Annotated in this window: 15 protein-coding genes, 1 tRNA gene and 2 pseudogenes; 9 read left to right on the top strand and 9 right to left on the bottom strand. The window is 65.8% G+C overall.

Going from position 1 to position 18,434, the window contains the following annotated elements; genetic code table 11:
• Window positions 1-61: 61 nt before the first annotated feature.
• Window positions 62-622 carry an NAD(P)H-dependent oxidoreductase gene (locus FBY30_RS18230; protein WP_142133991.1) on the bottom strand — a complete coding sequence of 187 codons (561 nt, stop codon included), beginning with the start codon at window positions 620-622 and terminating at the stop codon, window positions 62-64.
• On the bottom strand, window positions 612-1,217 hold the full coding sequence (locus tag FBY30_RS18225; RefSeq protein ID WP_142133990.1) for a TetR/AcrR family transcriptional regulator: 606 nt from the start codon (window positions 1,215-1,217) through the stop codon (window positions 612-614). Before FBY30_RS18225 ends, FBY30_RS18230 begins: the two co-directional genes overlap by 11 nt.
• Before the next feature lie 169 nt (window positions 1,218-1,386).
• On the opposite strand from FBY30_RS18225, the gene fdh reads away from it, so the two are divergent.
• The 3 genes from fdh to nrfD all read left to right on the top strand — a co-directional run bounded on the left by fdh (window position 1,387) and on the right by nrfD (window position 6,919).
• On the top strand, window positions 1,387-4,722 hold the full coding sequence (gene fdh / locus FBY30_RS18220; protein WP_142133989.1) for a formate dehydrogenase: 3,336 nt from the start codon (window positions 1,387-1,389) through the stop codon (window positions 4,720-4,722).
• Between the two features lie 101 nt (window positions 4,723-4,823).
• The gene (locus FBY30_RS18215) at window positions 4,824-5,831 is read left to right on the top strand and encodes a 4Fe-4S dicluster domain-containing protein (protein WP_142133988.1); all 1,008 of its coding nucleotides are present in this window, start codon (window positions 4,824-4,826) and stop codon (window positions 5,829-5,831) included.
• The gene (gene nrfD, locus FBY30_RS18210; protein WP_142133987.1) at window positions 5,828-6,919 is read left to right on the top strand and encodes an NrfD/PsrC family molybdoenzyme membrane anchor subunit; all 1,092 of its coding nucleotides are present in this window, start codon (window positions 5,828-5,830) and stop codon (window positions 6,917-6,919) included. The genes FBY30_RS18215 and nrfD overlap by 4 nt, the downstream gene beginning before the upstream one ends.
• A gap of 14 nt (window positions 6,920-6,933) precedes the next feature.
• On the opposite strand, the gene selD is transcribed toward nrfD, so the two are convergent.
• Window positions 6,934-7,959: a selenide, water dikinase SelD gene (selD, locus tag FBY30_RS18205; RefSeq protein ID WP_142133986.1), complete on the bottom strand. Its 1,026-nt coding sequence runs from the start codon at window positions 7,957-7,959 to the stop codon at window positions 6,934-6,936.
• A 44-nt stretch (window positions 7,960-8,003) separates the two neighbouring features.
• Between selD and FBY30_RS18200 the strand changes: the two genes are divergently transcribed.
• The 3 genes from FBY30_RS18200 to selB all read left to right on the top strand — a co-directional run bounded on the left by FBY30_RS18200 (window position 8,004) and on the right by selB (window position 11,266).
• Window positions 8,004-8,098 (top strand) — tRNA-Sec (locus FBY30_RS18200).
• 36 nt (window positions 8,099-8,134) lie between these two features.
• Window positions 8,135-9,466, top strand: a complete 1,332-nt coding sequence (selA, locus tag FBY30_RS18195; RefSeq protein WP_142133985.1) for an L-seryl-tRNA(Sec) selenium transferase — start codon at window positions 8,135-8,137, stop codon at window positions 9,464-9,466.
• A 3-nt stretch (window positions 9,467-9,469) separates the two neighbouring features.
• Entirely contained in the window at window positions 9,470-11,266 is a 1,797-nt protein-coding gene (gene selB / locus FBY30_RS18190) for a selenocysteine-specific translation elongation factor (RefSeq protein ID WP_142133984.1), read from the top strand.
• Window positions 11,267-11,299: 33 nt separating this feature from the next.
• Here selB and FBY30_RS18185 read toward each other — a convergent pair whose 3' ends face one another.
• Entirely contained in the window at window positions 11,300-11,815 is a 516-nt protein-coding gene (locus FBY30_RS18185; RefSeq protein ID WP_142133983.1) for an AAA family ATPase, read from the bottom strand.
• An 85-nt stretch (window positions 11,816-11,900) separates the two neighbouring features.
• On the opposite strand from FBY30_RS18185, the gene FBY30_RS18180 reads away from it, so the two are divergent.
• The 3 genes and pseudogenes from FBY30_RS18180 (at window position 11,901) to FBY30_RS18170 (ending at window position 14,322) form a co-directional block, all read left to right on the top strand.
• The gene (locus tag FBY30_RS18180) at window positions 11,901-12,488 is read left to right on the top strand and encodes a hypothetical protein (protein WP_235009489.1); all 588 of its coding nucleotides are present in this window, start codon (window positions 11,901-11,903) and stop codon (window positions 12,486-12,488) included.
• Window positions 12,489-12,498: 10 nt separating this feature from the next.
• A pseudogene (locus FBY30_RS18175) lies at window positions 12,499-13,532 on the top strand (zinc-binding dehydrogenase).
• A gap of 196 nt (window positions 13,533-13,728) precedes the next feature.
• Window positions 13,729-14,322 (top strand): lytic transglycosylase domain-containing protein, encoded by a 594-nt coding sequence (locus tag FBY30_RS18170; RefSeq protein WP_442858289.1) that lies wholly within the window; start codon window positions 13,729-13,731, stop codon window positions 14,320-14,322.
• Window positions 14,323-14,362: 40 nt separating this feature from the next.
• On the opposite strand, the gene FBY30_RS18165 is transcribed toward FBY30_RS18170, so the two are convergent.
• The 5 genes and pseudogenes from FBY30_RS18165 to FBY30_RS21265 all read right to left on the bottom strand — a co-directional run bounded on the left by FBY30_RS18165 (window position 14,363) and on the right by FBY30_RS21265 (window position 18,404).
• Complete coding sequence (locus FBY30_RS18165) at window positions 14,363-15,532, bottom strand: cytochrome P450 (RefSeq protein WP_142133981.1); 1,170 nt, start codon at window positions 15,530-15,532, stop codon at window positions 14,363-14,365.
• 121 nt (window positions 15,533-15,653) lie between these two features.
• On the bottom strand, window positions 15,654-16,640 hold the full coding sequence (locus tag FBY30_RS18160; protein ID WP_142133980.1) for a CPBP family intramembrane glutamic endopeptidase: 987 nt from the start codon (window positions 16,638-16,640) through the stop codon (window positions 15,654-15,656).
• Between the two features lie 93 nt (window positions 16,641-16,733).
• Window positions 16,734-17,708 (bottom strand): Gfo/Idh/MocA family protein, encoded by a 975-nt coding sequence (locus FBY30_RS18155; protein WP_142133979.1) that lies wholly within the window; start codon window positions 17,706-17,708, stop codon window positions 16,734-16,736.
• Window positions 17,709-17,817: 109 nt separating this feature from the next.
• A pseudogene (locus FBY30_RS21145) lies at window positions 17,818-18,075 on the bottom strand (mycothiol transferase); the annotation flags it as partial.
• Between the two features lie 50 nt (window positions 18,076-18,125).
• The gene (locus FBY30_RS21265) at window positions 18,126-18,404 is read right to left on the bottom strand and encodes a mycothiol transferase (protein WP_142133977.1); all 279 of its coding nucleotides are present in this window, start codon (window positions 18,402-18,404) and stop codon (window positions 18,126-18,128) included.
• Window positions 18,405-18,434: the final 30 nt, after the last annotated feature.

Here is an 18,434-nt window from a genome sequence, read left to right as displayed (position 1 = left end):
CCGCTAGAGACCCATGCCATGGGCTTGGGATCACGGTCTGGCAAGTCCCTGGCGTCCGCCGTCATGACACGGGCTCGGGAACGGAAGCTGACCCCAACATACTCCTGTAGTCCTGCGCCAGCCCGAGCAGTTGCTCGTCCGTCAGGTCGCGTACCCCGTGCAGGACGAACGGGCTGAGCCACTGCATCCCCAGCCGGCGGGCAGTCGCCTGCAGGGGAATGAGGATGTCACTGTAGTCCCATCCATGGAAGCCGTTCGGAGAGTATGCCTCCGCGTTACCCCCTGTGCTGGTGGCAACCCGGAGCGTTTTGCCCGCAAGCGCCCCCGGCCCGCCGGTGCCGTAGGCCCAGCCGCGGACAAGTACCTCATCGAGCCAGGTTTTGAGGAATGCAGGCGGGGCGTACCAGTGCGTTGGATATTGCAGGACAATGTTCTCCACCGCTTCCACCGATGCCCTTTCAGCCGCGACGTCGATCCGGCCGTCTGGATACAGGCGCCGCAAGTCACGCACGGCAAGATCGGGTGCCCCTTTCAAAGCGGCAGCGAGGGCACGATTTACGCGTGATTGGCTGATGTCGGGATGGTCGAGAAGGACCAGGGTTTTGGGTTTTTCATATGTCATTATCGTGTTCCTTTTGGCGGATGGGTTGGGGCGTTTGGGCCAGGACTGCTGCCCGGGCCGACGATTTGGCTGCGTCGACTACTGAGCGGGACTGGGTCAGCCTGCCGGTGGCCAGCGCCCCGTCGATCAGCAGCCCAAGATGGCCGGCAAGGTGTTCCGGGTCGGTGGCGTTCGCGTCCCGGCTCAGTTCGAGGAGCCACTCGTTGCGGCGCTTGACATGGATCAGCGTGGCCTGTCTGGCCGCCGAGTCCAGGGCTGCCTCCACGCCGGCGCTGACGAAGGGGCAACCGAAGAATCCGTGCCGGTCGAACGCCTCGGACAGTGCGTCAAAAAGTGCCACGAGCTGGTCCCGGGGCTGGGCTGCCTGTTGGGCTGCGGACTGTAACTGTTCAAGCCAGGCGACATCCGTGCGGGCCAGATAAGCAGCCACGAGGTCATCCTTAGTCCGGAAGTGGGTGTACAGGGTCGACTTGGAGACTCCGGATGCGGCCACCACGTCGTCCACCCCCACGCCGCGGATGCCGGACTCATAGAACAGTCCTGCTGCTGCCTCCAGGATCCTGTCCACCGATCGGGTGCGGCGCTTTGTCGCCATGGCCCTCCTTATTCGAACTGATCTGTTCGTATAAGGAGAAGTGCGCGCGCTATATTCCCGGCCATCTTGCCCCGGGTTCCTCAGCTGGAACTTCACTGGGAATGCATCGGACGGGACACGCCCAACCTTGTCCTGTTACACCGGCCGTGGTCCGGGGTAAGCTCCAGAAATGGCACCGCGAAGTTTTCTTCAATGGCCGGTCGTCCGTCAGCTGAGCACGGGCGACCTGCTGGGCCGTGGCCCAGCGGTCACATCGGCCAAGACCAAGGCAATAGCTCCCCGCACGGCCACAGCTGACCGTGTGGTGCAGAGCGTTTGTCCCTACTGCGCCGTCGGCTGCGGACAGCGCGTTTATGTGAAGGACGAAAAGGTAGTCCAGATCGAGGGCGATCCGGATTCACCCATTTCCCGCGGCCGGCTGTGCCCCAAAGGCTCTGCCAGCGAGCAGCTGGTCAATTCGCCGGGCCGGCAGACCAGGGTGCTCTACCGTGCGCCGCGTTCCACCGAGTGGGAACATCTGGACCTCGAAAAGGCCATCGATATGGTGGCTGACCGATTCATCGAGTCGCGCCGCAGGACCTGGCAGCAGGAAGACGACCAAGGCCGGCTGCTGCGCCGCACCATGGGCATCGCCTCGCTGGGCGGCGCAACACTGGACAACGAAGAGAACTACCTGATCAAGAAGCTCTTTACGGCTGCAGGGGCGGTGCAGACCGAGAACCAGGCCCGCATATGACACTCCGCCACGGTTCCCAGTTTGGGAGCCTCGTTTGGACGCGGTGGTGCAACGCAATCACTGCAGGACATGGCCAACGCCGACTGCATCGTCATCCAGGGTTCCAACATGGCCGAGTGCCACCCTGTGGGCTATCAGTGGGTGGCGGAGGCGAAGGCACGCGGAGCGAAGGTCATCCACGTCGATCCCCGCTTCACGCGCACGTCAGCGGTCTCGGATAAGCACATCCCCATTCGGGCCGGCTCGGATGTCGTGCTTCTTGGCGCGCTCATTAACTACGTCATCAGCAATGATCTCTGGTTCAAGGAGTACGTCAGCGCCTACACGAACGCTGCCACTTTGGTCCACGACGATTACCGCGATGCCGAGGATCTGGGCGGGCTGTTCTCCGGCTTCGATCCGGAGAAGGGTGCTTACGACACGTCGTCATGGGCATACGCCGAACGCGAGGACGGCGCCATCGACGAGCCCGGGCCGGGGTCGGAACACGGAGCCAATGGGACGGCGCGCGCTACAGGCCATTCGTATGGCAGCGGTGGCCCGCCCTTGGAGCATGCCGAAGTCCAGCGTGACGATACCCTCCAGGACCCACGCACCGTTTTCCAGATCGTGAAGCGGCACTACGCCCGTTACACGGCGGAGATGGTGCAGGACATGTGTGGCATCAGCGTGGACGACTTTGAGTACCTGGCGCGCACCATCACGGAGAACTCCGGACGCGACAGGACCACCTGTTTCGCGTATGCCGTCGGCTGGACCCAGCACTCGCTGGGCACGCAGTTCATCCGTGCCGCCGCCATCCTGCAGCTCCTGCTTGGAAACGTTGGACGTCCAGGGAGTGGAATCATGGCCCTGCGCGGACATGCCAGCATCCAGGGTTCCACCGACATCCCGACGCTGTTCAACTTGCTGCCCGGGTACCTGCCCATGCCTAGCGCGGGCCGCCATGACAGCCTCGAAGAGTATCTGTCCGTTATTGGGTCGAAGCAGCAAAAGGGTTACTGGGCTAACGCCGACGCCTACACCATCAGCCTTCTGAAGGCATGGTGGGGCGACGCCGCCACCGCGGACAACGACTGGGCCTACGACTACATTCCGAGGCTGACCGGAGCCCACGGTACGTACGAAACCGTTATGGGCATGCTCGAGGACGAGGTGGAGGGATACTTCATCCTCGGACAGAACCCCGCGGTTGGTTCGGCCCATGGCCGGATGCAGCGGCTGGGCATGTCGCACCTGAAGTGGCTTGTGGTTCGGGATTTGAACCTCATCGAATCCGCTACCTGGTGGAAAGACGGTCCGGAGATTGAATCGGGGGAGCTGCGCACCGAAGACATTGAGACCGAGGTGTTCTTCATGCCGGCAGCAACCCACGTGGAGAAAGCAGGATCCTTCACGCAAACCCAAAGGCTGCTGCAGTGGCGTCACCAGGCGGTCGCACCGCCAGGGGAGTGCCAAAGCGAACTGCAGTTCTTCTTCGAACTGGGCAAACGGATCCGGGAGAAACTCGCTGATTCCCAGGACGAGCGCGACCGTCCGCTGCTCGACCTGACATGGGACTATCCCACGGACGAACACGGCGATCCCGACGCCGAGTCGGTGCTTGCGGAGATCAACGGCCGTCACCTGACGGGTCCGGACGCCGGGAAACCCCTGTCCTCCTACACGGAGATGCAGGCCGACGGTTCCACGTCTGGCGGCTGCTGGATCTACACCGGTGTTTACGCTGACGGCTTCAACCATGCGGCCAACCGTAAGCCGGGCCAGGAACAGGGACCGGCGGCGTCGGAATGGGGCTGGGCTTGGCCGGCAAACCGCCGGATTCTCTACAACCGCGCCTCGGCCGACCCCGACGGTAAGCCGTGGAGCGAGCGGAAGAAATACATCTGGTGGGACCAGGAACAGGGTAAATGGGTCGGAGACGACGTGCCCGACTTCCCGGTTGACCGCGCTCCGGGCAGCCACCCCGACCCCTCGGTTGGTGGTCCAGCTGCCCTCAGCGGAGATGATCCCTTCATCATGCAGGCTGACGGCAAGGGCTGGCTGTTTGCGCCGAAGGGCCTCATGGACGGACCGTTGCCCACGCACTACGAGGCACAGGAATCACCGGTGGCCAATGCGCTGTACCCGCAGCAGCAGAACCCCGCGCGGCTGGTGTTCCCCCGCAAGGACAACCTGACTGCGCCCAGCGCAGGGACCAGTGGCTCCGACGTCTACCCTTACGTCTTCACCACGTACCGGCTGACCGAGCACCACACCGCGGGCGGAATGAGCCGCTGGCTTCCGTACCTGTCCGAGCTGCAACCGGAGATGTTCTGCGAGGTCTCGCCCCAGCTGGCGGCCGAACGGGGTCTGGAACCTTATGGCTGGGCCACGATCATTTCGGCGCGCTCCGCCATCGAGGCAAAAGTGTTGGTGACTGACCGCATGGCACCCCTCAAGGTTGGCGGCCACACGGTGCACCAGATCGGGCTGCCCTACCACTGGGGCGTCGGCAGCAATGCCGTCGTCAGCGGCGACGCCGCCAACGACCTGCTGGGGGTGACGCTGGATCCCAACGTCCAGATCCAGGAATCGAAGGTGGCGTCCTGTGACATCCGGCCGGGCCGCCGGCCCCGCGGGGAGGATCTGCTGGCCTTGGTTGCTGAGTATCAGGAACGGGCCGGCGTAACCACCGAGACCGGCAACCGCGCCGTCACCGATCCCGCGGCGGAAGGGATCGAACCCCGCCCGGATAAAAAGGGCAGCGCCGAGGGTGGGAAGCATTGATGAGCCCGTTCCCCGCCGCTTCAGCCGAAGCACACATTGTCCCGCCCGGAACGCCGCCCGCCGGTGGCGCTCCGGACACCGACCCGACGACGGAGGACTAGATGGGCCAGCTGTCCGGACCGACCGACCCCACCGCCGATGCCCATTGGGAGCACAACCATCCGCGCAAGGGGTTCTTCACCGACACTTCGATCTGCATCGGCTGCAAGGCCTGCGAAGTTGCCTGCAAGGAGTGGAACCACAACCCGCAGGACGGAAACCTGGAACTGCTGGGGTCCTCCTACGACAACACCGGGTCGCTGGGTGCCAGCACCTGGCGGCATGTCGCCTTCATCGAACAGGGCCAGGAACGGATTGTCGAGGCACGGGAATCAGGCCGCGCCTTGGTCAGCCTGGGCATGCCGCGAATTGGTCCTCCGGCCGCGGCAGCGCCCGTCACGGACCTGGCGGACGCTGATACCACCCCGCCGGACACCGCTGACTTCCGGTGGCTGATGTCCTCGGATGTCTGCAAGCACTGCACCCACGCCGGCTGCCTTGACGTCTGTCCCACCGGGGCGCTGTTCCGCACCGAGTTCGGTACTGTCGTGGTCCAGGATGACGTCTGCAACGGCTGCGGAACCTGCGTGGCCGGGTGCCCCTTCGGCGTGATCGAGCGCCGCAGCAACGGCACGGTCAAGGTTGCCAGCAGCAGGGAAGAACAGCACGCCAAGCCTCCCGCCGTCCCCAACGAGGGCATCGCCCAGAAGTGCACTCTGTGCTACGACCGGCTGGTTGATGACCAGACGCCGGCGTGTGCCAAGGCATGTCCGACGACGTCCATCAAGTTCGGCGACCACGATGACATGGTGGAGACGGCCCGGGAACGGGTGGCCACCCTGCATGCGCAGGGCATGACCGAAGCAAGGCTTTACGGCGCGAACGAAAACGACGGCGTCGGCGGAACTGGATCGGTCTTCCTGCTGCTCGACGAACCGGAAGTGTACGGGCTTCCGCCGGACCCGCGGGTTCCCACTGCAGACTTGCCGAAGATGTACCGCCGGGCCGGAGTGGCCGTGGCGGGCATGGCCGCGGCCGCTGCACTGGCCTTCCTGGGAGGACGGGCGTGACCCTCTCAGAGTTCGACAGCTTCCGTCCATCAGAGCCTGCCCGGCGCCGCCGGGAGGGCGGCAAGCGCGGCACCGGCCGCCGCCGCGACAATGGTGACGGTTCACGGGAAATGCCCATGGTGCCGGAGCCCGAGTTCACCTCGTACTACGGCCGTCCAGTGGTCAAGCCGGCTCCATGGGGCGACGACGTGGCCATCTACCTCTTCCTGGGTGGCGTGGCAGGCGGATCGGCCCTCCTTGGCCTTGGCGGGCAGCTGACCGGCCGGCCTATCCTGCGCCGCAACGCCCGGCTGGGCGCCTTGGCAGCAGTCAGCGCCGGTGCCGTTGCCCTGGTGAAGGATCTGGGCAGGCCGGAGCGTTTCCTGCACATGCTGCGGACCTTCAAGGTGACGTCGCCCATGAGTGTTGGCTCATGGATCCTCAGCGCCTTCAGCGCGGGCACGGCCGTGACGGCGGTCGCGGAAATTGACCGGATGACCGGAAGCCGGCTTCCACTGGGTCCGTTGCGGAAGGTCCTGCATGCAGTTGAAGGCACAGCAGGCGTCGAAGCGGCGGTCTTCGCCGGGCCACTGGCCGCCTACACGGCCGTCCTGCTCGGGGACACCGCCACTCCGACGTGGAACGCCGCGCACGAGGAACTGCCATTCGTCTTCGTCAGTTCGGCCTGCCTCGCTTCTGCCGGGCTCGCCATGGTCACCACACCCACCCACGAGACAGGGCCCGCCCGGAAACTGGCCGTGCTCGGCGTGCTGGGCGACGTCGCTGCCATGAAGGTGATGGAGCGCCGGATGGACCCGGTGGCCGCGGAACCCCTGCACCAGGGCAAGGCGGGCACCATGCTGAAGTGGAGCGAGCGGTTGGCGTTGGCCGGTGGCCTGGGGACACTGTTCGCCGGACGCAACCGCGTGGTGGCGGCAGTTTCAGGATTGGCGTTGCTGTCCGCTTCGGCACTGACCCGCTTCGGCGTGTTCGAAGCGGGCCTCGCCTCTGCCAGGGATCCGCGGTACACCATCGAACCCCAGAAGAACCGGCTCGCTGCCCGCCGTGCTGCCGGGGTGACCGGGGACGCGATCACCACCGCCAGCTGAGGGGGCAGCCGGGGTCAGCGGACCTCGATGCCCCGCCCAGCGGTGGTGTGGCCGATCACGGGGTAGCCCGGCAGCTCGCCGATCACCAGCAGGCCGCCTGAGGTCTGGGCGTCGGCCAGAAGCAGCAGGTCGTCTTCGGTGACACCCGCGGCTGGGCCCAAGTGCGGCCGCACCCAATCGAGGTTGCGCCGGGTCCCGCCGGAGACGAAACCGTCGCGGAGGGCCTCCCGCGCGCCCTCGATCAGCGGAACGGCCTTCAGATCGATCACCGCGCCCACTTCCGAGGCGCGGACCATCTTGTGAAGGTGTCCCAGCAGGCCAAAGCCCGTCACGTCGGTGGCGGCCCGGACGCCGGCGGCAACCGCGGCGTCGGCTGCGTCCCGGTTGAGGGCCGCCATCGTCTCCACCGCTTCAGCGAATACCTCACCGGTCTGCTTGTGCCGGTTATTGAGGAGTCCGACGCCGAGTGGCTTGGTGAGCGTGATCGGCAGTCCGGGCTGGGCGGCGTCGTTGCGGAGCAGCCGGTCGGGGTGGGCGACGCCAGTAACGGCCATGCCGTACTTCGGCTCAGGATCGTCAATGGAGTGGCCGCCGAGCACCGGGCAGCCCGCCTGGGACGCCACGCTCAGCCCCCCGCGGAGGACTTCGGTCATCAATTCCATGGGCAGGACACCGCGGGGCCAGCCGACAAGGTTGATCGCCGTGACCGGCTTGCCACCCATCGCGTAGATGTCCGAGAGGGCATTGGCGGCCGCAATCCTGCCCCAGTCAAAAGCATCGTTGACCACGGGAGTAAAAAAGTCAGCTGTGGTAAGGACGGCCAGATCATCGCGGACCAGGACGGCCGCGGCGTCGTCGCCACTGTCCAGGCCGACCAGGACCTCCGCGCCAGGCTGGCCGATCAGGCCACGGACCGCGTCCTCGAGTTCACCGGGCGGAATTTTGCAGGCGCAGCCCCCACCGTGGGCATAGTCGGTGAGCCGGAGTGCACCGGCAACACCATCATCAACTTGCTGGACTGATGTCTGGGCCTCATTCACCCGCCAAGCGTACCCCTCCGGTTAACCCTGCTATATTGAGGCGCGGTGGCGTCCGGGTCCTGGTGGGCCCCCCGGTCTTCAAAACCGGTGAGGCTGAGCATCTCGGCCTGGCGGGTTCGATTCCCGTCCGCCACCGCCAAACTACCGGCGTGATTGCCGTGAAAAGAGGAGGGCTGTGGACCAGGTCGATCCCCGGCGGCTGATTCCCCGCACGAACGACCTGCTGGCGCTGCCGGCCGTCCGCGAGGCCCGGACGCGGCTCAATGAGCGCGTCGTCCGCGAACTCGTCCGGAAGGTCCTGGAGCAGGCCCGGCGCGGTGACCTCCCTCCCGGCAAGGTGGAACCTGCCCTGCTGGCCGCCGTCGCTTCACAGAAAGCAACAACCCTCCGTCCGGTGCTGAACGCAACGGGCGTCATCGTGCACACGAACCTTGGCCGCGCCCCGCTTTCCGCAGCCGCGGTGGAAGCCCTTGTCGCCGCCAGCGGCTACGTTGACGTGGAGCTGGACCTGGCAGACGGCAGCCGCTCCCACCGCGGTGCCGGCGCCCGGGCTGCCCTCCTCGCCGCCTGTCCCGCCGCCGAGGACGCCCTGGTAGTCAACAACGGCGCTGCAGCATTGGTGTTGGCCACCACAGCCCTGGCCGCGGGCCGGGAAGTGGTGGTGAGCCGGGGGGAACTCGTCGAGATCGGTGCAGGCTTTCGGCTGACCGATTTGATGGAGTCGACGGGCGCGGTGCTCCACGAGGTGGGCACCACCAACCGCACCCACCTGCATGACTACGCGGGCGCCCTCGGACCGGACACGGGCTGCATCCTCAAGGTGCACCCGAGCAACTTCCGGGTGGACGGCTTCACGTCCTCAGTTCCGATTGACGACCTGAGCCGCCTGACTGCGGCACACGGAATACCACTCGTGGCTGACCTGGGCAGTGGGCTGCTTGCTCCCGATCCCTACCTGCCCGACGAGCCGGATGTTGCCTCCGCCCTGGCAAGCGGGGCCGACGTCGTCATTGCCAGCGGTGACAAACTGCTGGGCGGCCCCCAGGCGGGCCTGCTGCTGGGCCGCAAGGAGATCATCAGCAGGCTGGCCCGCCACCCGCTGGCCCGTGCGGTCCGGGCGGACAAGCTTGCCCTGGCCGCCCTGGAGGCGACTGTCGCTGGTGGGCCGCCGCCGGTGGTAGAAGCGCTGCACGCCGACGTCGAACAATTGCGGCGCCGTACTGACAGGCTCGCCGAAGCCCTCGGGGTACCTGTGGAGGCCCATGACGGCCGGGTGGGCGGCGGCGGTGCCCCCGGCTTCCCGCTGCCGGGGTGGGCGCTCCGGCTGCCCGAGGGAATTGCTGGACGCCTGCGCACCGGCGACCCTGCCGTGCTGCCACGGGTCCACGACGGCGCCTGCCTGATCGACCTGCGCTGTGTGCCGCCCGCCGACGACGACCGGATTCTTGACGCCGTACGCCAGGCATTGGCAACCCTCGACGCGGCAGACGCAGGCAGGGCGGGCTGAACCGTGCACGTCGTTGCCACGGCCGGACATGTCGATTCCGGGAAAAGTACCCTGGTCCGCGCCCTTACCGGCATGGAACCGGACCGCTGGGAGGAAGAGCGGCGCCGCGGGCTGACGATTGACCTGGGCTATGCATGGACAAGGTTGCCGTCAGGCCAGGACGTTGCCTTCGTTGACGTTCCCGGCCACGAACGCTTCCTTGGCAACATGCTTGCGGGCATTGGACCGGCGCCGGTGGTGTGCTTCGTCGTGGCTGCGGACGAGGGCTGGCAGGCCCAGTCGAGCGACCATCGCGATGCGGTGGCCGCGCTCGGAATTGAACACGGCGTTGTAGTGCTCAGCCGCGCGGACCGGGCATCCGCGCAGCGGGCCGCCGATGTGCTGTCGCGGACCCGCACGGAGTTGGCAGGGACCGGGCTGCGGGATGCTCCAGCCATCGCTGTTTCGGCCATCGACGGCACCGGCCTGGCTGAGTTGCGTACAGCGCTCGACGGCGTCCTGGCCCAGGTGCCTGCCCCCACCACCACTGGGAGGGTCCGGTTGTGGGTGGACCGGTCGTTCACGATTACCGGTTCCGGAACGGTGGTCACCGGAACACTGGCAGCCGGCACACTCGCCCAGGGGGACCGGCTGGAACTGCTGGGTCACTCGGAGTCCCGGCCGGTGGTGGTCCGTGGCCTGCAAAGCCGCGACACCTCATACACCTCGGTGGAGCCGGTCAGCCGGGTGGCGTTGAACCTGCGCGATGTAGCCGCAACGGACATCAGGCGCGGGGATGCACTGGTGACCCCCGAGGCCTGGCCCACCACCGGCGTCGTAGGCATCCACCGCACGACTGGAGTGGCCTACACCGACGTGCCCGAGCAAATCATGGTGCATGTCGGCACGGCATCGGTGCCGGCGCGGCTGCGTCCCTTCGGGGCAGACCACGCCCGGCTGGTCCTCGACAGGCCCTTGCCCCTGGTTCTCGGGGACCGGCTGGTGCTGCGCGACCCCGGCAGCCGCTCGGTCCTGGGTGGGGCACGTATTCTTGACGCCGACCCACCGGAGCTGCGGCGGCGCGGTGACGGCGCGCACTGGGCTGAACGGCTCTCGGGCATGGATCCCGCAGGAGACATTCTGGGGGAAGTAGCGGCCCGCGGAGCGGTCCAGGTGGATCATCTCCGCAAGCTTGGGCTGCTGCCCGGGCACGGCACGGAGGCCCCGCAGGGTGTGCGGGTTTTCGGTGACTGGTGGGTGCATGCCCCTGTCCTGGAGGCATGGCAGCACCGGCTGCGCGCTGCCGTCGAGGCGCTGCAGGAGAAGGACCCCTTGGCCCCGGGCCTCTCCATGGGCGCGGCGCGGGACCTGCTCAGGTTGCCTGAGGAGAAGCTGCTTTCCCACGTCATCCAAGGGGCGGAGCTGGAGCAGGAGGGTGGCCATGTCCGGCTGCCGGGCAGCCATGACAACCTTGGTCCCATCGAGCCGGCGATCGTCCAGTTGGAGCGCAGGCTGAGCGCGACCGCGTTCCACGCCCCGGAAGCTGATGAACTGGCCGCCCTGGGCCTGGGCGCACGGGAACTGGCCGCCGCAGAACGCACGGGACGGTTGCTGCGGCTGCGCGACGGGGTGGTGCTGCTTCCCACGGCGCCGGCACTCGCGATGCGCACGCTTGCCGGCCTGGCCCAGCCCTTCACCACCAGCCAGGCACGCCAGGCGCTGGACACCACACGCCGGATTGCGATTCCACTGCTGGAGCACCTCGATTCGCGGGGCTGGACCAAACGGATTGATGCCGGTCACCGCACGGTTGTGCGCTGACCGGGCTGTCAGGGAGCATGTCTGGACAGACGACTAGGCCAGCCCGGCTGACTGGACGCGCCGCAGGATGTCGTCCACGACGCGTGCGAGCGGCGCGGTGGCGTCGATCGCGATGCCGCCAGGCGGGATTTCTTCCCGTGTTTGGTGCAGGTGCTCGATCAGGTCCCGTTCTGTCCGCCGTCCTCCCCATTCGTCCTCCGGGCGCTGGTCTAGCCGTCGCTTCAACGTTTCAAGGTCCACCTCCAGAACGAAGACGGCATCGAAGAGATCGATGAATTTTGCGAGATTCCGTGAGCCGCCGCAAAAGAAGGTCACCGCTTCCCGCTGGTCCGCGGCCAACGCCCTGACCTGGTCCACTCTCCAGAGGTGGTGCCCGTGTACGGCGACTCCGCTAATTTCCCCAACCGGTTCGCCGGTTTCCGGGTTACCTTGATAGGCGAGTTCGCGGTCGCCGTTGATGGCCTGATAACCGCGCCGCCGCAGTTCATTGCAGACTGCAGTCTTGCCGGTTCCAGAGCCGCCTTCGATCAGGTAGTTCTTCCTGCCCATGCCTGATGGTACCGGTCATGGCCAGGGGGAGTTCTCCCCGTGTCCCTTTCGGGCACTTGGGCTGGGGGCTGCCTAAGCTGTGGTCATGACAATGCCACCACACGTTTCCGCAACACCGATGAAGTCCCTGCTGTACTGGCGGAAGAGCAAGATCAACGGAGCCAAGACGGTGCCCGTAATTGTCAGTATGGATTCCGCAGGGATTTTCCGCATGGTGGATGCCGCAGGCGTGAGCGTGCTCTCTTTGCCTGTGCAGCAGGCGTCATTCCGGTTCACCAGCATGGGAACGATGGTGGTGACAGCCCAGGGCCGTGCGTATGACGTGCTGGGGGTGGGGGCGTCAATGTCGCCGGACCCGTCGCCGGAGCAGAAGGCGGAGATAAAGGCGGCTGTCGCCGACTTCAAGGACCGCACAGCCCTCAACCGCGCCGGTTCCGCCGGTGCTGCAATGAGCGGCGCAGGGGGATTGGGCGGTGTGGCAGGCCTCGCCGGGAGTGCCTTGATGATGTTTTCCTACTACGAGGGGCTCGAAACCATCAAGGCCTGGCAGGCCGTCCTTCCAGAAACGGGGGCTTCCGTCCAGACGAGCACCATGAAGGCCGGGCTCTACATGATGCTGGGGCTCGTAGCGGCCATCACCATCGGCATCATTGTTGCAATCAACGTCCTCTAGGCTGGATTTTATGCGTGCAATCGTCATGGACCGGATCGCAGGTCCGCTGGCTGTCCAACAGGTGGCCGTACCCGGGCTGCCGGCAGGCGGTGTCCTGGTGACCGTTGCCGCCACCGGCCTCTGCCGCAGCGACTGGCACGCCTGGGCCGGCCACGACGACATCGTGCTGCCGCATGTCCCGGGCCATGAGTTCGCCGGCGTCGTCGCCGCCGTGGGCGCAGGGGTGACAAAGTGGGCGGTCGGCGACAGGGTGACGGCGCCCTTCGTCGAGGGCTGCGGAGCATGCGAGTGGTGCCGTGGGGGTAACGCGCAGGTCTGCCCAGAACAGCAGCAACCGGGTTTCACCCACTGGGGTTCCTTCGCCGAGCAAGTGGTCATTCACGCGGCGGACACGAACCTTGTCGCAATCCCGGCGGGAGTCAGTTTCGAGGCGGCGGCAAGCCTGGGCTGCCGTTTTGCCACGGCATACCGTGCACTCACCGGCAGGGCAGGTCTTGCCCGCGGGGAGTGGGTCACCATTGTCGGAGCCGGCGGCGTGGGCCTCAGCGCCGTCATGATTGCGAAGGCGCTCGGTGGCAAGGTAGTCGCCGTGGACCGGAACCCGGGCGCCCTTGAGGTGGCGGCATCCCTTGGGGCCGACCACAGCTTGGTCGCCGACGGCCCGGACATCCCCTCACAGGTGCAGGCCATCACGGGTGGAAGCCACGTCTCCATTGACGCCGTAGGCAGTGAGCAGACTTGCGCCGACGCGCTGCTTAGCCTTCGCCGCCGCGGCCGGCACGTCCAAATCGGCCTCCTCCCGCCGGTGGAGGGGCATCCGCGGGTGCCCATGGCCCGTGTCATTGCCTGGGAACTGGATGTCTTCGGCAGTCACGGCATGGCAGCGGCGGATTACCCCGGAATGCTCGCCCTGATCGCATCGGGGGCGCTGGAACCACAGAAGCTGATCGAGCGCATTATCGGGTGGAGGAGGCCGCCAAGATGCTCCCACATTTCGACAAGGCGAACGTCGCCGGCATGACAATGATCGATCCCACGCGGTGACGCTTTCGGCCGGTGGATTGGGTGGTTTGATTAGTCAGTGCTTCGTGTAAGACGCTTCATAGTTTTCAGCCTGTTCGTGGTTTGTGCCAGTGCGGTTTTCTCGTTTTGGGCCATGGGTCAGCCCGGGGCGGAAGCCCGGGTGGCGCTTTCGGCGCCGCCGCGGGCGGCGGTGACCCTTGGAAGCGGAACTCGTGGCATGAGCACCGCCGTGAACGTGACCCGCAGTCCCGACGCCGAATGGCTTCGAGGGGCTTCCGCCGGCACCGGAATCCCTGCCCGTGCCCTGCGGGCCTATGTTGCTGCGGCCGTAACCGCCAATGACTCCTCGCCGCACTGCGGAATCGGCTGGAATACGCTGGCCGCCATCGGCTTCGTCGAATCAGGCCACGGAACCTATGGTGGCGGCAGCCTGGACGCCTCCGGCCAGGCCAGTGGGCCGATCGTGGGCCCGAGCCTCAACGGGGCAGGTTTCGCCGCCATCCCCGATACCGACGCCGGTGCACTGGATGGCGACGCCAACTGGGACCACGCGGTGGGTCCCATGCAGTTCATTCCCTCCACTTGGCGTCTTGCAGGAATGGACGGGAACGGGGACGGAACAGCAGACCCGTTCAATATCGACGACGCAGCCCTCAGCGCGGCCACGTATCTTTGCAGCCACGGCCGGGACCTGACTACCGCACAGGGGTGGACGGATGCCATCTACGCCTACAACCAGTCCGACGCCTATATCCGCAAGGTACGTGCGCAAGCCACTGCTTACGCCACGAAAACGGGTACAGCCGAGTAAGCAACGACTGGCGTGGGAGACAGCCACTGCCCCTGCAAGGTCAGGCCGGCTGCCAGGTGATGGGAAGTTCCTTCAACCCGTAGACGATGGTGCTTTCCATGCGCTCCAGCTGGGCTCCGGCTGCTAGGGACAGCCCGGGCAGTCGGGACAGCAGGGCAGCCAGTGCGATCTTCGCCTCGAGTCGGGCCAGTGGTGCGCCCAGGCAAAAATGGATGCCGTGGCCGAATGCCACATGCCGGTTCGGGCTGCGGTCGACGTCGAACTCGGCCGCCCGCTCAAATTGCCGCTCGTCCCGGTTGGCCGAGCCGATCCACGCCACGATTGGTGCCCCGGCCGGGATGCGTGCGCCGCCCACCTCGGTCTCCGCTACGCTCACCCGGTACATCGACTGGACGGGGGAGCGAAAGCGCAGAACCTCTTCGAGGGCCTGGGGTAACAAGGCCGGCTCCTTCAGGAGGCGCTCAAGGGTACCGGGCGATTCGGCCAGGCATAGGACGGCGTTGCCGATCAGGTTTGTGGTGGTCTCGTTGCCGGCGACCAGCAGCAAAGCGCAGAAGCCCAGCAGTTCAGGCACCGAGAGTTTTTGACCCTCAATCTCGGCAGACAGCAGGCTGCTGATCAGATCCTCACCCGGACGGCTCCTGCGCTGGTCGATCAGGGCCAGGAAGTACTCGACCATTTCCGAGGTGGTGGAGTCCTGGCTGCCGCTGCCCGGACCGGTCCGTGTTTGGCTGACAATGGTGTCCGACCAGTGCTTGAAGCGCTCACGGTCCTGCGCCGGAATGCCCATCAGTTCGGAGATCACGATGACCGGCAACGGGTAGGCCAGGTCCTGGATCAGGTCTGCGCTGCCACCCCGCGCCGCGATCCCTTCCAGCAGTTCGTCCGTGAGAGCGGAGATGCGGGGGGCCAGCGCGTCGACTGCCCTCGGTGTGAAAGCCTGGGTGACCAGGGAACGCAACTGCCGGTGCCGCGGAGGATCTGCCGTGATCAGGCTTGACGCGAACAACTGGCCGGAACCTGAGGGTGCGTCGCCGCCCATGCGTGAGGAGAACGTTGCGTGCTCGGACAGCACCCGCTGAACGTCGTTGTACCGGAACACGTGCCAGCTTCCAGATGGTTCGTCATGGAAGACCGGCGCGGCCGCGCGCATGCGCTCATAGTGGGGAAAGGGATCCAGCGGGTATTGCGTGGACTGGGTGGCGTCCATGGTGGCCTCTCTGCCCGGCCGGCGCCCTGTGCCTCACGCTGCTGGCGGCGACGAAGAGTGCCGGGTCCTCAATTGACTGACCGTAGAACCTCGATCCTAACCAAAGCCTGCCCCCGGGTCATTAGTCCCGCCGTCGTACGCCATAACGCTTCACTTTGGAATTCCTGGACTCCCGCACTCCAGCCAAGCCGAGCCGCCGCTCATGCCTCGCGGCGAACCACACGGCGGCCACCATCAGGCCCAAGACGTCCACGAACCCCAGGATCGCCTCCCACGGCATTTGGATGGACCCTCCCCGCAGGTTGTTGTAAAAGGAGCCGAGGGGGACCAGCAGGGGCCAGAGGACGATGAGGTTCCGGGCGACGCTGAAGGCCACCGCGTAGACCACTCCGAGGCCGAAAAGGAAGAGCGTCTCAGACCAAGCCATGCCATAGCCGACATGATAAGCGGCGTACAGTGCGGCGGCGCCGGCCACACCCGGGACCGGGCCGAAGCTGGCTTCGAGGCGCGCCTGGACGAAGCCCCTGAAGAAGACTGCCTCGAAGAACCCGACGGTGATGGCGAGGGCCGCCAGGGGCACCCAGTCGACGGGGCGCGGAAGCGGGTACCCCCAAAGGGTGATGACGAATTGCACCGCTGCGAGGACGAGTCCCAAGGCAAACGCCTGGCCCAGGTTTGTGCGGCTGATCCCCAAAGCGGCCAGGGACCGCCGCCGGATCCACGTGTTGTACCCGATGGGACCGAGGACACCGAGGAGCATGCCGGCAGCGAACGACAGGAACAGCCCCAGGGTGTTTCCCTGGGTGAAGACCCTGAACGCCAGCCAAAAGAGGGCCACGACGCCCACGTAGAGCGCGGCTATGGCGCCGACGTCGGGCCAGTCAGGATGTCCGGCCCAGCGGGGCCGGGATGTGGGCACGATGAGCGCCAAAATTAGAGCGGCAACGGGAACGCCGACACCGTAGACTGCCGGGTTCCCGAGGGACAGCAGCAGTATCGCGCCGACGAGGAACACGGGCCAGGCAATGCGCGGCAAAGCCCTGGCGGTTCCCCTCAGGTTCGTTTCCGACATGACACCCACCTCCAGGTAACGGCGGACTGCATGCATCAAGTCTTTCCTTGGGCGGGCCTGGCCTATAGGGGCGAAGGGCCCAGCCGGTCTTGAACACTGCTCCCAGACCGCGCCAAGCCACCACCAGGGTCAGCGGCCAACCCCTGCGGCCTGGTAGATTGCGTCAATGATTTTCATGTTGGCCAGGCAGTCGGACCCCTCCGTGGGCAGTTCGCGGCCCGTTTGAAGAGCATCGACGACAGCCTCGAGCTGGTGGTCATAAGTCTCGAACCCCCTCACCGTCCAGGTGCGTTCCAAGCCCTCGGTGGTAAGGGTGATGGAATGTCCCCGGGAGGGGAAGACCATGTTGTTGACGCGCAACTGTCCTCCGGTGCCGGTTACCTCAAGCGAAGAGTTCAGGTGCTGTGCCTGTTCGACCATCGCCGAGGTGACCAGCGCTTGTGCTCCCGAAGGGAACTGCAGGTCAGCGCTGATGCTGAGGTCCGCGCCGAGGGGATTGAGCGACGCGCTCGCCCCAAGCACGGTTGGTTCCTCGCCCATAAACGCACGCACCCAGTGGACGGGGTAGCACCCCAGGTCCATCAGCGACCCGCCGCCCAACTGGGGATCATGCCGCAGCGATGCCGGATTGAACGGGTTCGAGGCGGAAAAGTCCGCCCGCAGCATCGTGATCCCGCCGAGCGCCCCCGAAGCCTTGACGGCATCGAGTTCAATGCTCAGCGGGTGGTAACGGTCGTGGAAGGCCTCGATGAGCCGGCAGCCCGTCGAGTGGGCCGCTTCGATCATCCGGGCGGCCTCTTCTGCGTTCATCGCAAACGGTTTCTCGCACAGCACATGCTTACCCGCCTCAAGGGCCGCGATTGACCATTTGGCGTGCTCGGAGGGCGGGAGCGCGTTGTAGACCAGGTCCACCCCGGTATCGGCAAGCATCTGCGGGTAATCCCCGTAGGAGCGGTCAATTCCGTGGCGCTCCGCAAACTGCCGGGCACGCTCCTCCCTACGGGATGCCACGGCCACCACCTTGACGTCGGAACGGCGCGCGGCGGGCCGGATTATTGCAGCGGGCGCAATTCCTGCTGCACCCAGGATTCCTATTCGTAGCACTCTGTTTCTCCTTGCCATGGGGCCGCCGTTGTCGTTTTCCGAAGTCGTCTGCACAAAATATCCATAGTCCCCTGCACAAGCCGGACGGCCCACAAAGACCGACGATGCACTAAGCCTTGTCGGCTAGCTCGTTCATCCGCAGACGCTGCTCTTCCCACTGTTCGGGCGAGAGATCTGGGATGTTCGGCGCTGAGGGGCGCAAACCGACGAAACCGTCCAACTGCTCCCGCACGATGTCCAAATGGCCGGCATGACGGTGAGACTCAGCGATCATATGCACCACAAGGCGTTCCACCGAAGTGTGCCGATGGTTTACCCACCACGGCACCACGGCCGGTGAATCCAGTTCCAATTCGTCGAGCACTGCATCGGCCGCGGCCGTTGTTTACCGATAAATCTCCACCGCGTCGGCCAGCGTCATATCCGACGGCGGGAGGAAATCTGCCTGAGCGTCCTCGGATGCGATAACGCCCCTGATAACGGGGTTCTTAATTTCCGCCCAACACATGAGATGAGGTACTGGGATTCGGTGACGGCAAGGTGGAGCAGTAGGCCCATGACATGCGTGCCCGTCTGAGTAAGGGGAGTACGCGCCTGGGCATCACTCAAGCCCTCACATTTCCACAAGATTGCTTCGCGGGCATCGTTCAAATACTCACGAAGCTGTGCCCCTCTGTCACTTTTATGGACTGGCATGAACTGAACGCTACACGCTGCTGTGTGCCG

It is taken from the genome of Arthrobacter sp. SLBN-83, assembly GCF_006715285.1.
Taxonomy (GTDB): domain Bacteria; phylum Actinomycetota; class Actinomycetes; order Actinomycetales; family Micrococcaceae; genus Arthrobacter.
The sequence above is the reverse complement of the archived record's forward strand: the minus strand, read 5'-3'. Positions and strand labels throughout refer to the sequence as shown.

Bases quoted from the DNA above. Each gene is read 5' to 3' on its own strand.
- FBY30_RS18230 (WP_142133991.1), bottom strand. From the start codon at position 622: ATGACATATGAAAAACCCAAAACCCTGGTCCTTCTCGACCATCCCGAC.
- FBY30_RS18225 (WP_142133990.1), bottom strand. From the start codon at position 1,217: ATGGCGACAAAGCGCCGCACCCGATCGGTGGACAGGATCCTGGAGGCA.
- FBY30_RS18215 (WP_142133988.1), top strand. From the start codon at position 4,824: ATGGGCCAGCTGTCCGGACCGACCGACCCCACCGCCGATGCCCATTGG.
- FBY30_RS18185 (WP_142133983.1), bottom strand. From the start codon at position 11,815: ATGGGCAGGAAGAACTACCTGATCGAAGGCGGCTCTGGAACCGGCAAG.
- FBY30_RS18180 (WP_235009489.1), top strand. From the start codon at position 11,901: ATGACAATGCCACCACACGTTTCCGCAACACCGATGAAGTCCCTGCTG.
- FBY30_RS18170 (WP_442858289.1), top strand. From the start codon at position 13,729: ATGAGCACCGCCGTGAACGTGACCCGCAGTCCCGACGCCGAATGGCTT.
- FBY30_RS18165 (WP_142133981.1), bottom strand. From the start codon at position 15,532: ATGGACGCCACCCAGTCCACGCAATACCCGCTGGATCCCTTTCCCCAC.
- FBY30_RS18160 (WP_142133980.1), bottom strand. From the start codon at position 16,640: ATGCATGCAGTCCGCCGTTACCTGGAGGTGGGTGTCATGTCGGAAACG.
- FBY30_RS21265 (WP_142133977.1), bottom strand. From the start codon at position 18,404: ATGCCAGTCCATAAAAGTGACAGAGGGGCACAGCTTCGTGAGTATTTG.